The organism is Aliamphritea spongicola, from assembly GCF_017051665.1.
Lineage (GTDB): Bacteria > Pseudomonadota > Gammaproteobacteria > Pseudomonadales > Balneatricaceae > Amphritea > Amphritea spongicola.
This window is the reverse complement of record NZ_JAFIDL010000010.1, coordinates 38,949-52,570: the sequence shown is the minus strand read 5'-3', so window position 1 is coordinate 52,570 and position 13,622 is coordinate 38,949. Positions and strand designations below refer to the sequence as shown.

At 47.3% G+C, this 13,622-nt stretch carries 14 protein-coding genes; 7 read left to right on the top strand and 7 right to left on the bottom strand.

Annotated features, from left to right (window positions below):
- Positions 1-2: 2 nt before the first annotated feature.
- Positions 3-632 (top strand): ubiquinone biosynthesis accessory factor UbiJ, encoded by a 630-nt coding sequence (locus JYB63_RS20975; RefSeq protein ID WP_243432102.1) that lies wholly within the window; start codon positions 3-5, stop codon positions 630-632.
- 16 nt (positions 633-648) lie between these two features.
- On the opposite strand, the gene JYB63_RS20970 is transcribed toward JYB63_RS20975, so the two are convergent.
- A complete protein-coding gene (locus JYB63_RS20970) occupies positions 649-1,062 on the bottom strand; it encodes a CopD family protein (RefSeq protein ID WP_205659890.1) in 414 nt (137 codons plus the stop codon).
- A gap of 115 nt (positions 1,063-1,177) precedes the next feature.
- Entirely contained in the window at positions 1,178-1,840 is a 663-nt protein-coding gene (locus tag JYB63_RS20965; RefSeq protein WP_205659889.1) for a fumarylacetoacetate hydrolase family protein, read from the bottom strand.
- A gap of 237 nt (positions 1,841-2,077) precedes the next feature.
- Between JYB63_RS20965 and ppnP the strand changes: the two genes are divergently transcribed.
- Positions 2,078-2,359, top strand: a complete 282-nt coding sequence (gene ppnP / locus JYB63_RS20960; protein ID WP_205659888.1) for a pyrimidine/purine nucleoside phosphorylase — start codon at positions 2,078-2,080, stop codon at positions 2,357-2,359.
- An 89-nt stretch (positions 2,360-2,448) separates the two neighbouring features.
- On the opposite strand, the gene JYB63_RS20955 is transcribed toward ppnP, so the two are convergent.
- Both JYB63_RS20955 and JYB63_RS20950 read right to left on the bottom strand, forming a co-directional pair.
- Positions 2,449-2,877: a hypothetical protein gene (locus tag JYB63_RS20955; protein ID WP_205659887.1), complete on the bottom strand. Its 429-nt coding sequence runs from the start codon at positions 2,875-2,877 to the stop codon at positions 2,449-2,451.
- A 139-nt stretch (positions 2,878-3,016) separates the two neighbouring features.
- A complete protein-coding gene (locus JYB63_RS20950; RefSeq protein WP_205659886.1) occupies positions 3,017-3,427 on the bottom strand; it encodes a hypothetical protein in 411 nt (136 codons plus the stop codon).
- 183 nt (positions 3,428-3,610) lie between these two features.
- On the opposite strand from JYB63_RS20950, the gene JYB63_RS20945 reads away from it, so the two are divergent.
- From JYB63_RS20945 to JYB63_RS20925, 5 genes are all read left to right on the top strand, one after another.
- Positions 3,611-3,898, top strand: coding sequence for a hypothetical protein (locus tag JYB63_RS20945; protein WP_205659885.1), 288 nt, complete (start codon positions 3,611-3,613; stop codon positions 3,896-3,898).
- 141 nt (positions 3,899-4,039) lie between these two features.
- On the top strand, positions 4,040-5,236 hold the full coding sequence (locus JYB63_RS20940; protein WP_205659884.1) for an SIR2 family protein: 1,197 nt from the start codon (positions 4,040-4,042) through the stop codon (positions 5,234-5,236).
- Between the two features lie 4 nt (positions 5,237-5,240).
- Positions 5,241-7,607, top strand: a complete 2,367-nt coding sequence (locus JYB63_RS20935) for a hypothetical protein (RefSeq protein ID WP_205659883.1) — start codon at positions 5,241-5,243, stop codon at positions 7,605-7,607.
- Positions 7,608-8,007: 400 nt separating this feature from the next.
- Positions 8,008-9,240 (top strand): phosphoglycerate dehydrogenase, encoded by a 1,233-nt coding sequence (gene serA / locus JYB63_RS20930; RefSeq protein WP_205659882.1) that lies wholly within the window; start codon positions 8,008-8,010, stop codon positions 9,238-9,240.
- A 361-nt stretch (positions 9,241-9,601) separates the two neighbouring features.
- On the top strand, positions 9,602-9,823 hold the full coding sequence (locus tag JYB63_RS20925; RefSeq protein ID WP_205659881.1) for a hypothetical protein: 222 nt from the start codon (positions 9,602-9,604) through the stop codon (positions 9,821-9,823).
- Positions 9,824-10,186: 363 nt separating this feature from the next.
- Here the strand turns inward: JYB63_RS20925 and JYB63_RS20920 are convergent, their stop codons facing one another.
- From JYB63_RS20920 to JYB63_RS20910, 3 genes are all read right to left on the bottom strand, one after another.
- Positions 10,187-11,137: a LuxR C-terminal-related transcriptional regulator gene (locus JYB63_RS20920; protein WP_205659880.1), complete on the bottom strand. Its 951-nt coding sequence runs from the start codon at positions 11,135-11,137 to the stop codon at positions 10,187-10,189.
- 149 nt (positions 11,138-11,286) lie between these two features.
- Positions 11,287-12,324 (bottom strand): NADP(H)-dependent aldo-keto reductase, encoded by a 1,038-nt coding sequence (locus tag JYB63_RS20915; protein WP_205659879.1) that lies wholly within the window; start codon positions 12,322-12,324, stop codon positions 11,287-11,289.
- A 27-nt stretch (positions 12,325-12,351) separates the two neighbouring features.
- The gene (locus JYB63_RS20910) at positions 12,352-13,539 is read right to left on the bottom strand and encodes a class I SAM-dependent rRNA methyltransferase (protein WP_205659878.1); all 1,188 of its coding nucleotides are present in this window, start codon (positions 13,537-13,539) and stop codon (positions 12,352-12,354) included.
- Positions 13,540-13,622: the final 83 nt, after the last annotated feature.

Here is a 13,622-nt window from a genome sequence, read left to right as displayed (position 1 = left end):
CAATGGCTGCAGAACTGTTTGGCGCCACCCTGCTGACACTGGCAGAAGCCGCGGTTAATCCGCTGCTCTGCCGCAACCCGGACATTGCCCGGCGACTGGCCCGCTTAAACGGCAAGATCATTGCCGTTGAACTCACCGACGCCAACCTGCACCTTTCCATTCAGCCGCACCCTGCGGGCCTGCAAATGGACCTGATGCAGCAGGACGATGCCGACGTAACCCTCAGCGGCACCTGCAGCGACTTCCTGACCCTGTTAAGCAGTAAAGACCAGCAGGATGCCATGTTTGGTAAAAGCATCCGCATCAGCGGCGAGAGCGCGCTGGCGACCCGCTTCACCAACATACTGAAAGACGCCGCACTGGACTGGGAAGGCATACTTGCCAGCATCATCGGCGACTTACCCGCCGGCCAGCTGGCCGCCTTTATCCGCTACAAGGCCAACTTCTACCTGCAGGCAGGCCACAGCCTGAAGCTGAATCTGGAAGAATATCTCAAGGAAGAAATACACCTGTTACCGACCCGCCCGGAAATAGAGCATTTCCTGAATCAGGTCGGCAAGGTAAGACAGGGCACGGACCGTATCGAAGCCCGCATTGCGCAACTGCAGAGCAAGCTCGACAGCCGCGGCTAAGCGTTGCGGCAACGCCTCAGAACGGCTTCACCACCACAAAAATCAGAATCGGAATAAAGATCAGCAACGGCAATTCGTTGAATAAACGGAAATAGCGGCCGCTGCGGTTTAACGTGCCTGCGCGCAGCTTCTGCAAGTACTGGCGACACCACACATGGTAGCCGATCAGCAACAGCACGAAAGTCAGCTTGGCGTGCAGCCAGCCACCGCTGAAACCATACCCCAGCCACAGCCAGGTCCCCAGCCCCAGGGTAAATATCGCCATGATGGTCATAAAGCCATACAGCTTACCGGCCATAATCTCCAGCCGGGCCACATCCTGACCGGCCTCACGGCCTTCCACGTAATGCACAAAAATACGTGGCAGGTAGAAGATGCCCGCCATCCAGCTCGTCATCGCCAGAATATGAAAAGTCTTTATCCACAACATGGGTTAATAATCCAAATAAAAAAATACCGGCCATGCTCATTCAAGAGCGCATCATAACCAGAGTGTGAAAGGTTTTAATCCACAACTTTGGTTATTTATCCAATCCAAACAACACTTACAGAATATGGGTTTCTACCCGCAGCAAATCCGCCAGTTCAACCAGCAGGCGGTCGCCAGGGTTAATGGCACCCACACCAGCCGGTGTGCCGGTCATCACCACATCGCCGGGTAACAGAGTAAAGTGATGGCTCATATAGGCGATCAAGGCATAAATCTTATGCACCATCAGGCGGCTGTTACCGGCCTGACGCAACTCACCGTTCACCGTCAGGCTCAGGCTGACATCATCAATATCCGCAATTGCTGCCGGCTCCACAAAGGCAGACAGCGGGCAGGAGGCATCAAACGCTTTGGCTTTTTCCCACGGGTAGCCGCGCTCTTTCAGCTTGCTCTGCAGGTCACGCAGGGTTAAATCCAGCCCTAAGCCGATGCCGGCAATGGCCCCTTCCACCACAAACTTGTTGGCGTTCTTCAGGGGTTCACCGATCAGAATGGCGATCTCGGTTTCGTAGTGAACTTCGCCATAATCCAGCGGGATCTCCAGCGGTTCGGCCATATCCGCCACCGCGGTGGAAGGCTTCATAAACAACATGGGCTGGCTGGGCACCGGGTTATCCAGCTCCGCGGCATGCTCGGCATAATTGCGGCCAACACAGATCACTTTACCGACTGGCAGATCAACGGCGGTACCATCTACATACTGATGTTTATATTGCATCGTGAATCCCGTTCTGTTGTTTATGCGCCAAGATCATACTCCCCCCCTATACAGACCTCAACGCACAGTTAGTCATATAGGTGCCCAAACTAGCCAACAAAAGCAGCCAGTGAAATAGCCGTGCCACAACCCGCCGGCTCACAACCGGACCGAACACGACATAGCCACTCCTCAGCCGTGACAACACCGGTTGGAATACCTATTATTGGCCAACATTTAATTAACAGGAATACCGCCATGTTACAGGTAAACGAATATTTTGAAGGCGCCGTAAAATCTATCGGCTTTGAAAACGGTGAAGGTCAGGTAACCTCCGGTGTAATGGCCGCCGGCGAATACACCTTCGGCACCTCACAGGACGAACTGATGAAAGTCATGAGCGGCGAACTGGTTGTTAAACTGCCAGGCTCTGATGAATGGCAGACATTCGCTTCCGGCAGCGAATTCAATGTAGCGGCTAACCAGTCTTTCGACGTGAAGGTAGCAGCCCCAACTGCCTACCTGTGCTACTACAGCTAAGCCCTACTTAAAGGCACTATAAAAGCTGAAGAGCCGGTCCGCTAACTGCGGGCCGGTTTAGCTTTCAGCCTAACCAAGCTGAACCCGACTCACTCAGACTTTCTGACTGCTTCAAGCCCGTCCATTCTAAAGAACCCATCAAGCTCAAAACGTAAACGCTGCCCGTCCACTTCAACATCCACGAACAGGCACCGGCTATTTTCTGCATCTCCTATGGCATGAAAACACAGGCTCTTATCCACCAGACGCCAGGCCCCGAGTGTTCCGTCCGTTATTTCACTCAACCCTTCGAAGCGAGTCTTAGATTCAATTGCATATTGATATGTGCGGTCATCATTTAAAATCAGATAGCCCTCTTCAATGTCATAGCCCTGTGTTTTATGCCACTCCCAGCGTCCGACCAACTGCGCCTCTTCATCGGACAAATCTGAGCACCCTGTTAAAGAGATCGCCACCAATGCAAAGAGCAGCCTGACACACTGCCTGACTCTGGTTCTGATAGAGTTAAAACCGCCCATGTCTATTCCCTTATGACAGCCCTCGGATTAACCGCTGTATATCGCACTGAGCATTATGGTTTTATAACCTGCCCGACCTGGATGATGACCTGCGTACCAACAACATAAGCCAACGCCTATTCCAGTAATTCAGACTAGCCTAACTCGCCACTTCTGCCTCACGGCAACGGTAAGCTTCTAAATTCTTCTCGGCTTCAATTAAATAATCGTTCCAGCCATGCAGCATCGCCTGTGCCTGTGTATAAGGCAGGTCAGCCGTTAGCTCACCCTCGAAATACACCGCACTGCGGCAGGTATCCCCTTCCCTCTGGAATGTGCTTTCCGGCGGCGCAGGATCACCCGCCAGATCCGTCGGCAATTCATCGCCCTGCACCGGCTTTAAAATCTGTAAGCGTACGGTATTCCCTGTGCTGTGAAGGATTGTATGGGCCCCACGCCGGTTCAGGCTGAAGCTGAGCATCGCCAAACCGCCAATAAAGGCAGAAAGCGCCATTAATTGTTTACGGGTATAGGTTGCAGCAGGCTGCTGCGGAGGTGTGAGCGGTTCCATCGCGGTTGAAACTCCCTGTAAGTGCCTTGTTTACGCTGAAAAAATCGTTCCGGCGTTTGTGCATCCATGCTGTTGCCTATAGAGTTGTAATCATACTGTTTTTTGAGAACGCATCCATAGTAATGCGTTTAAATTTAACGCGTTTTATTTAAACGCGCAACTTTATAGTGCAAGTGTGTTTCTATGATGAAAGAAAGGTTAATAGCTCTTATTAATCATTCAACCACCAATGAGAGAACAAAGAACAAAGAGTTCAGCGAGTTAACCGGGCTTTCAAAAGAAGTCATCCGGGCACTTGCCTATGGAAGGCAGAAGTTCAACGAAGAACACATCCGCCTGATTACTACTGCATTCCCTCGATATAAAATGTGGTTCGTCTTCGGCCAGACACGGCCAGAAACAGAACAAACCAGCCCTGAACTTGAAGAAAGTGTAGATGATGGCGGAGAAACTAGGACGAATACGCAATAGTGCGAAGTATCAGGGATACACTAGCTTGCCTCATCAGCGGGGCATGAATCATTACATTACGAAGTCCATAAGCTATGCCTTTATATCTCTGTATATAGCTTATGGGAAATACGAATTCATAATATCTTAGCAGAGGTATTGGTGAATAAAATCAAAGAGTTAGCATCCAACTTTGGCCCAAGCTCAGTGATATTTATAGGGTCAGGGGTCTCACTGGAAGCTGGATTACCGAATTGGTATACATTGATTGATTGGCTGAAAGACTACACCCTAAATTTAGGTGCGTGTACTAAGCTAGCTGATGAGTTCATTGAGCAAAATGACCTTATTGAAGCAACCACAGCGTTGCGAGATGAGTTGGAACCACTTGGCAAAACACTAACAGACTTCTTTATCGAGTATGATGCATGCAAGATATTTAAAGAAGGCGAGCCTGGGGAGCTTCTTCAAATAATATTTGGATTACCTAGTAAGTCATTCATAACTCCCAACTACGACACTCTGATTGAAAAGTTATACTTAGTGACATTTGGAGAACCCATAACCAGCGTTTTACCATCCGATACCCAAAGATTACGCGAGATAATGAAAGCCACCAGTAGTGATTTTATCTTTAAAAATCACGGCTGTATTAACCAACCTGAATCGATAGTTCTTGATGGGGTGCGATATCGACAAATAATTCATAGCACATCCGCAGAAGCAGAAGCCTTAAAAGCCATTCTTAATACTAGGCTAATACTATTCATTGGTGCCGGGCTAAACGACCCAGACTTTAATCATTTCAAAGACGCAACGCTAAATCTCTTTGGTGAACATGCTGCAGATTGCTGGGCTTTCATGCCTAGCGTGACCCCAGAACAGATCGAACATGCCCGAAAGCACAGAGGCGTAAACATCATTAGCTATGATGTAACAACCGACGAAGATGGTGAGCAAGACCATTCTGATTTAAAAGCTAAGATCAGATTACTTATTCAAGAAATAGAAAAATATAGTCCAAACGTTACTTATCAAACAACAGCCCAAGAAGCTCGATTCCAGGAAGGTGCGCTAGATAATAAGCTAGCAGAAGCCAATGAAAGGGTGTCTGTAATAGACAAAATGCTTATAGGCTTTGTTGCTATCAGCCAAGAAGCAGCGAAAGATATCTGTAAAGACTTTGTAACCAAAACATGTAACTGCTCTATAGAAATATTCGGAGAAAGAGCCAATTTTTTGGTTCAATCAGGTCTTATAAAAGCAACAGAAAACTTCTTCCTAACTATTGATGAAGAGTTTTCAAAAGAAGCAGCAGCGTATGCTGAAGATGCTTTCGTAAGATTCTTGGCGGAGTAAAGATATGAATAATTTAAAAACTAAGGCAATCGAATACTTTGCAGCCAAACCTCATGATGACACTAAGGCTAAAGAGTTTCTTCAAAAAGAATACATTGCTATTAGTGATGCACTAAACCAATCCATCGTTTATGAAGAATTAGATGATGCAATTTCTGTGTTATCGAAGTTTATAAGTCATGTTTCTCATCAAGCTATAGATGACATCGTTAAGTGTTGGAACAGGTTGCACACTATTAATGATATCACTTATAGCAGTGATTATTTTTCTGAATATCGTACGAAAGAAAAGCTATTAAATAGGCTTATTGATCTATTGAATCAACTTAGATATTTAGAATCTGATCAAATTACAGATATACTCCTATCTTTTTGGGACGAAGATCCATTATGTGAAGAAAGTATAAAGAAGTTCTTTAAAAACTTATCAGAGTATAATCTTTATGCTGTAGAGCAAATTGGATACAAACCACAGATAGATCTTTTAAACAAACTAAAAAAACTAGATCATAAAAAACTTCTTAATTATTATCCTCTTGTATTAGAAGTTTGTGCTGAAGTTCTATCTACACAAATAGAAGGTCATAAGTGGGAATATCAATCTGTTACGATTCAATCTAGATCAATTGATTCAAGTGAAGAAATTGCTTCTATTAGAGAAAATGCTATTGAGTTACTTAAAAACATTTATAACAACAGTAAAGATATAATTCGTAAAAAAGAGTTAATTGACCGAATGGACAACGCATGTAGAATTTGGTCTAAGTCACCTCCATTAGAAGGTGTTAAGAAAATGGTACATGCAAATACTTTGGATATTCTAAATTTTTGGAAGTCTTTGCTACATTCAGAGTCTTTAGAAATCATTCAAAAAATTGAACATGAGTCATATTGGATTTACTACCATACATCAAGCGACCAAGTAAAAACTGCTGCATTAGATATTAAGTCTGATATCGATCTTAATGACGAGTATTCTATTTATAAAAACTTAGTAGGATACGAAGGTATTCTAGGAGACTGGAAAGAACAAAGTCGTTCTGACTTTGATTTTGAAGAGCAAGAAGCAGAGCGAGATGCTGCAATTGATGAATATCTAAAATGCATAAATAGCGACAACCTGAATGTATGGCTTGATCGAGTTCAAAATTATTTAGTAACTAACTCTAGAGATCTTGCAACGTTCCCTAAGCTATACAGCTTTATTGAAGCGATAACTAGGAATTATCCAGATCAAGTGTTAACTCACTTCAATGCTACTGAAAAATTGGATTCGGCAGCTGTTTCTGTCCTTAGAGGGTTATGGAAATCAATTGATAATGACTGCTTTGAAAAGCAAACTTGTCAATGGATTGATGATAACAAGCACTTATATTCGATTATGAAATCGTTTTTTATTTTTGATGAAATACCATTAAAAATATTCAGCAAAACTCTAAACAAAGCGATTAAAGAAGAAAACTTATCAACTATCTACGTAGCTTTAAGAATCTTAAATGACAAAGGTAACAAGGCTATTCATCATGTAATTAATGATACGGTAAATTCAATTTTTTCATTGCTTAACTACAGAAAGAATACGGACTGGATGAACCATGTATGGTTTGCAAATTCCGGTGATTGTTTTTTAAATCACTTGTCAGCCGACAACCTAGAGCTTGTAGTAAAAAATATAGTATTTGTACCTCAGATAGACTACAGAGTTGAAAGTATTCTTGAGAAAGTTGCATTAATTGATTCCACTCTAATTTTCCATCTCTTTGATGAAAGAATTCAAACAGGAAAAGAAAAAGACAAAGAAGATGAAAAATCAAGATACGAAGACATACCTTACGAGCTTCATTTTTTAGGACCTGTTTTTGCTCAAAACCCAAAAGATCTAATCTCCTTAATCAAGAAAAACTACCGATACGAATGGGGAATAGATCAATTTGGAGTATCAAGCTTATTTGAGAAATCAATTAAGCCATACAAGCCAGAAATGACAAAAATTTTATTAAACTCTTTTAACATTAAAAAAGAAGATGAACTAAACATATTGTTATCAATAATAACAAGATATGGTGGCGAAAAGTCTATACTTGACTTAGTTAAGAGAATTATTAAATCAGTAGATTTAAATGAAAAAACAATAAATGATCTTAGTCTAAGTTTGATGGCGACTGGAGTTGTAACCGGCGAGTATGGATTTGTTGAGGCATATAGAAAAAAATCATCAGACGTTAAAGAATGGCTCGATGATAAGAACGAAAATATCAGATATTTTGCTAAATGCTATATCGACTCCTTAAATCAATATATAGATTCTGAAACAAGGAGAATTGATGAGCAGATTACTATACAAAAACATAAGTATGGAGTTGACGACTAGACAATAATAACAACTGGCGAAAGGCTGGAGCCAAGTCTTGCCTTTTGCCTGCTCCTTGCTAGGGGCTAGGTCTTTCCTCCTGCTCAAGCAAATGAGGCAAAGTCGCATCTCCACCGACACGCCCATAAAACTATTAGCCTTCCTAAAATACCAACATAATGGAATTTGAGCGCCCAACTCACTCTAAGGTCTACCAAGAATCAACACCTTATGAAGCCTTCTCATAATATATTGAATTTTTTTCCACTCAGAACAACATCTAACAATCCAAAAGCGACACACTTATGCTAATATGCGCCCCCTGATTGATGTATTCCGTCAGCTACACTGGTTTACATAGGTTTCGGCACGAGACTGAGCAGTCAGACCCCACTATTAGACATACTATGAGTTTCGGAAGATGAGCCAACATACACCTCTGGATAAAAGCAAAATCAAAATTTTGCTGTTAGAGGGCGTCCACCAGTCCGCACTGGATACGCTAAACGCGCAAGGTTACACCAACATTGAATATCTGACCGGCTCCTTACCGGAAGATGAACTGATTGAACGTATTAAAGATGTACGTTTTATCGGTATCCGTTCCCGCACCCAGCTTACTGAAAAAGTGTTTGCTGCTGCTGAAAAACTGATCTCCGTCGGCTGCTTCTGTATCGGCACCAACCAGGTGGATCTGAATGCAGCTATCCAGCGTGGTGTTGCAGTATTCAATGCCCCTTATTCCAACACCCGTTCGGTTGCCGAGCTGGTGATTGCTCAGTCCATCCTGCTGCTTCGCGGCGTACCGGAGAAGAGCGCCAAGGCCCACCGGGGTATCTGGCAGAAGTCGGCAAAAAACTCGTATGAAATCCGTGGTAAGAAACTTGGTATTGTCGGTTACGGCAGCATCGGTTCACAGCTGAGTGTGATGGCTGAGTCACTGGGTATGGAAGTATTCTTCTACGACACTGTGACCAAACTGCCACTGGGTAATGCGGTACAGCTAGGCACCATGAAAGAGCTGCTGAATACCTGTGACATCATTTCCCTGCATGTACCGGAAACCCGTGCCACCAAGAATATGATGGGCCCGGCACAGTTTGCTGAAATGAAGCACGGTTCGATCTTCATTAACGCGGCCCGCGGCACCGTTGTGGATATCGATGCCCTGTGTGGCGCGTTAAGTGAACAGCGCCTGCTGGGTGCCGCCATTGACGTATTCCCGGTTGAACCACGTACCAACGATGATGAGTTCATCTCGCCGTTACGTGAATTCGATAACGTGATCCTGACCCCACACGTGGGCGGCTCCACCATGGAAGCTCAGGAAAATATCGGGTATGAAGTGGCTGAAAAACTGATCAAGTACAGTGATAACGGTACCTCTGTCAGCTCGGTTAACTTCCCTGAAGTTGCCCTGCCGGAACACCCGGATGTTCACCGCCTGCTGCACATTCACGAGAACAAGCCAGGTGTGCTAACCGCCATCAACGAAGTGTTCTCTGAGAACAACATCAACGTGAGTGGTCAGTATCTGCAGACTAACGAAAAAGTAGGTTACGTTGTAATCGAAGTGGATGCGGACTGTTCAGACATGGCGCTGTACAAACTGAAGCACGTTCCGGGCACTATCCGCTGCCGCCGGCTGGTATAATTTAGCTGCGCCAAACGGCCCGTTTCAAACAAAAAAGCACTGCTCAGGCGGTGCTTTTTTATGCCCGCCGATAACAGCCACCCGCTTTATGCACAGACCATGAAGCACAACAAAAACCCAACCTGGTTAGCCTGACTACCCAAGTTGACAGATCCATTTTCCTGCTCCTGTTTTTCACAGTAAACAGGCCTAAAAGCCCCGTCACTCCTGCCGATAAACCAATTAATGTTTAATTAATGTGCAGTTTTTATTTTCTCGCGACTGTATATAGATTATCCTATGAGTCAGACAAAAAAACGTGCTGCATATTGGATTTGCCGGCACAGTAAGACGATCAAGAATCGATGGAGTGATAGGTAGGATGGAAAACAAGCGATTATGCAGTGACTGCTTCATACTGGTACGTCGCCAACTGGTTACATTGCACGAGAATCTGGTTGAAAGAAACCACGTGTTCAATGACACCATTTACGAATGCCAGGCCTGTAAGCATCTGATCCGGCTTTCACATGTACCGCATCAGTGGAGTGTGATGGAGCCTGTTGAAGAAGAAGTCCATCAAGACGATGCAAAGACCGCCTGATCACTGAAATTCAGCCTGCCCCGCAGGCTGTTTTTTTATCCGCTGATTTAATCGGCAGTGCCTCTTACGCCCTGCAATAAAGCTCCCCCCACCGTTCTTCATCCCGTACATAAAACACACAAAAACGGCCAGCAACGATGACTGGCCGTTCAGCTGTATGCACCCAGAGTATCTGCACAGCTTTATCCACAGATATTCTGTATAACTTTAGGCTTGGGTGTGATTATTCAAGATACATCAAGCGTTTACGACCCTGCAGCCTTTCCCGGCCAGACCTGTGCGTCACCTTTATGCGTATCATATACAGCAGGTACTCAGCCACAGGCACAGGTTAAGCGCATCCCGCACGTCCGGCCTGATGGCTTATTCGCTGGCAGCTAACAGGAATTGCTTGAGGGTAACACTCGAGCGGGCAAGCCCCAGCTTTTCACGGATGTTCCGGCGGTGAAAATCTATGGTGCTTTTTTCAAGGTGCATGCGCCGGGCGATTGCCTTGCTGGATAAGCCATGACCTATCGCCACCGCCACTTGCCGTTCGGTGGGGGTTAAGCGCGCCAAAGAAGAGTTCTTCGGGTGACGCACCGCGCCCAGTTGCTCACGGATACCGTTCAGATAATCCAGTTGCTCTGCACTTAAGCCACTGCTTTCCAGCTTACGTAACCAGGGCTGAAGCAGGTGCTCGATGCTGGCATATATTTCTGTTTCCAGTGCCTGTTTGTCCTGTTCCCGCTGGTTGAGTAATACCCGCATGGCAGTATTAATTTCTTCCAGATCATTCGCCCGTGCCCGTACTTCAAAGCGCTGTTGCTGTAAGGCCTGCTCCAGCACCTTTTGCTCAGAACGCTGCTGTTGTTGCTGATACAGGAACTTAAGGTCGCCATTAACCAGCGCCTGAAATTCTTCCATCAGCCCTGAGTATTGCCGGGCTTGCAGGTTATGCCGAACATCCAGCACACACAGGGTGCCAAAGGGTTCGCCGTCGGGCCAGTTGAGGGGGTAACCCAAATAGAAGGACAGCCCCAGCACCATGTCCGGATTGTCTTTCCATTCAGTGTCGAGGCTGGCGTCAGTCACCAGCAGAGGTTCGCGGGTGTCGATTACCCGGTCGCAGTAAAGGCCACAGTTACGCGGGCTTTCTTCGTGGGCACGGTAGGGGTTACCGGCGGTGTCACTGCTTACCAGCATTTCTATATCCCGGGGTTTGATCCGGGTAATCAGGGCAGCGGGGGTATCGGTGATACGGCCCATCAAATCCACCAGACGCTGCCAGCGGGCCAGCATCGGTGCGGGAATTTCAGGTTTGACCTGCGACATTACAAAAACCTCTGCTGTTATTTTTATAGGTTTTTATAGCGTGCTGAAGCGGCACGGCTGCTTACATACTACTAAGCAATCCCGTATTTAGAAAGAAGCCCGGTTAAACCGGGCTTCAGAAGATCGTCACAAAAGCTGTTTGCTGCCACTTACGGGCAAGGGTTGGAATGCAGCTTGCCAAGCGCTTCCAGTTGCTCTGAAAGCTCTGCAGACAGGCGCATATCAAAGGCATCGATATTCGCTTCAAGCTGTGGCATTTGCGTGGCACCGACAATGGTACTGGCAACAAAGTCACGGCTGTCTACATAGGCCAGCGCCATTTGTGCCGGGTCCCAGCCATGTTGCCGGGCCAGGTTCACGTAGTCCCGGGTAGCTGAAATACCTGCCGGCTGAATGTAACGGCCAAACTGTTTATAGAGGGTCAGGCGGGCACCTTCCGGCCACTGTTCATCCAGATATTTACCGGACAGTACACCGAACCCCAGCGGCGAGTACGGCAGCATCGGCACGTTTTCCCGCAGCAGCACTTCCGTCAGCCCTACTTCATCGGAGCGGTTCAGCAGGCTGTATGGGTTCTGCACACTGACCACCTTCGGCAGGCCGAGTATTTCAGCGTACTTCACAAAGCTCATGACGCCCCACGGGGTTTCATTCGAGAGGCCGATGTAACGCACCTTGCCTTCATCCACCAGCGCTTTCAGCACTTTCAGGGTGTCCAGCATGGCGGTGCCGTCGTGCTGCGGTGCATGGGTATAGTTGAGCTGGCCAAAAAAGTTGGTGGCTCTGTCGGGCCAGTGCAGCTGATACAGGTCGATATAGTCGGTCTGTAAACGTTCCAGGCTGCCTTCAATGGCCGCACGGATATTAGCTTCGTCGAAGTGGATATCCGGGCGCATAAAGCGGGTCATTTCCGCCGGGCCGGCTACCTTAGTGGCCAGTATCACCTTGTCCCGGTTACCCCGTTGCTGCATCCAGCGGCCGATGATGGCTTCGGTCTGCCCCTGCAGACTTTCATTCACCGGCGCTGGGTAGATTTCGGCGGTATCAACAAAGTTAACGCCACGCTCAAAGGCATAATCCAGTTGGGCGAAGGCTTCTGCTTCGGTGTTGTCCTGTGAGTATGTCATGGTACCCAGACATACCCGGCTGACGTTCAGATCACTGTCACCCAACAGGTTATAGCGCATGGCGTTTCCTCTTTGTTACGGCTGCGGTTATACCGGCAGCAGACGCACGAAATATGATTTCAGGTAATCGGTTTCCGGAATCGCTGGATGTACCGGGTGGTCACCGCCCTGATGGCCCTGATCAAAGATCTGTGCCTGGCGGTCCAGCGCACGGCTTTCTGAACGGATCATGTCCACCAGACGGTCACGCTGCAGGTGCATAGAGCAGGATGCTGACACCAGAATACCGTTCTTGGCCACCAGACGCATCGCCAGCTGGTTCATGCGGCGGTATGCCTGTTCACCGTTGCGAATGTCCTTACGCTTCTGGATAAACGCTGGCGGATCAAGGATCACCACGTCAAACTTCTCGCCTTCTTCCAGCAGCATCTTACAGCCGTCGAATGCATCGCCCTGCATGGTGGTAAAGCGGTCTGCCGCTTCGTTGATGCGGGCGTTTTCTTCGGCAACATCCAGTGCGAACTCAGAGGCATCCAGACAGGTTACATGGTCGGCACCGGCAGCCAGTGCCTGTACACCCCAGCCACCCACGTAGCTGAACAGGTCGAGTACTTTTTTACCGGCTACGTGCTGTTGCATACGGGCGCGGTTCAGGCGGTGGTCGTAGAACCAGCCGGTCTTCTGGCCAGCCATTACCGGTGCCACCAGCGGTACGCCGTTTTCCATCAGCGGTGCCATTTCCGGTACTTCGCCGTAAACGGTTTCCACGTAGCTTTCCAGGCCTTCCATGTCGCGCATCTTACCGTCGTTGCGGAACAGAATGCCCTGCGGCTTGAAGACTTTCAGCAGTGCGGCGAGAATTTCATCTTTCAGTGCTTCCATACCGGCAGTGGAGATCTGCACCACGAAAATATCGTAGTAGCGATCGATCACTAACCCGGAAAGGCCGTCACTGTCGCCAAACACCAGCCGGTAACACGGCTGATCGAAGCAGGCTTCACGCAGCGAAAGCGCAACCTTTAAGCGGTGCACCAGCAGCGACTGATCCATGGTCTGTTTCACAGAACGGCTGATCAGCCGGGCGCAAATCAGGGTATTCGGGTTTACATAGGCCACACCCAGCGCTTTGCCGTTGGCGGTTTCCACCACGACCTGTTCACCGGCAGCGAACTGTTTCAGCGGCGTTGCCTTGGTATTTACCTCGTTGCTGTAGATCCAGACATGGCCACCGCGCAGACGTTTATCTGCGCCACTGTTTAATCGTAATACTTGCAAAATTTTTCCACTCTCAGATAACAGCAACCGGGGATTTCCGGCCACCTGTCACGGTATAGGCAATACCGTATAAACAACAAAGC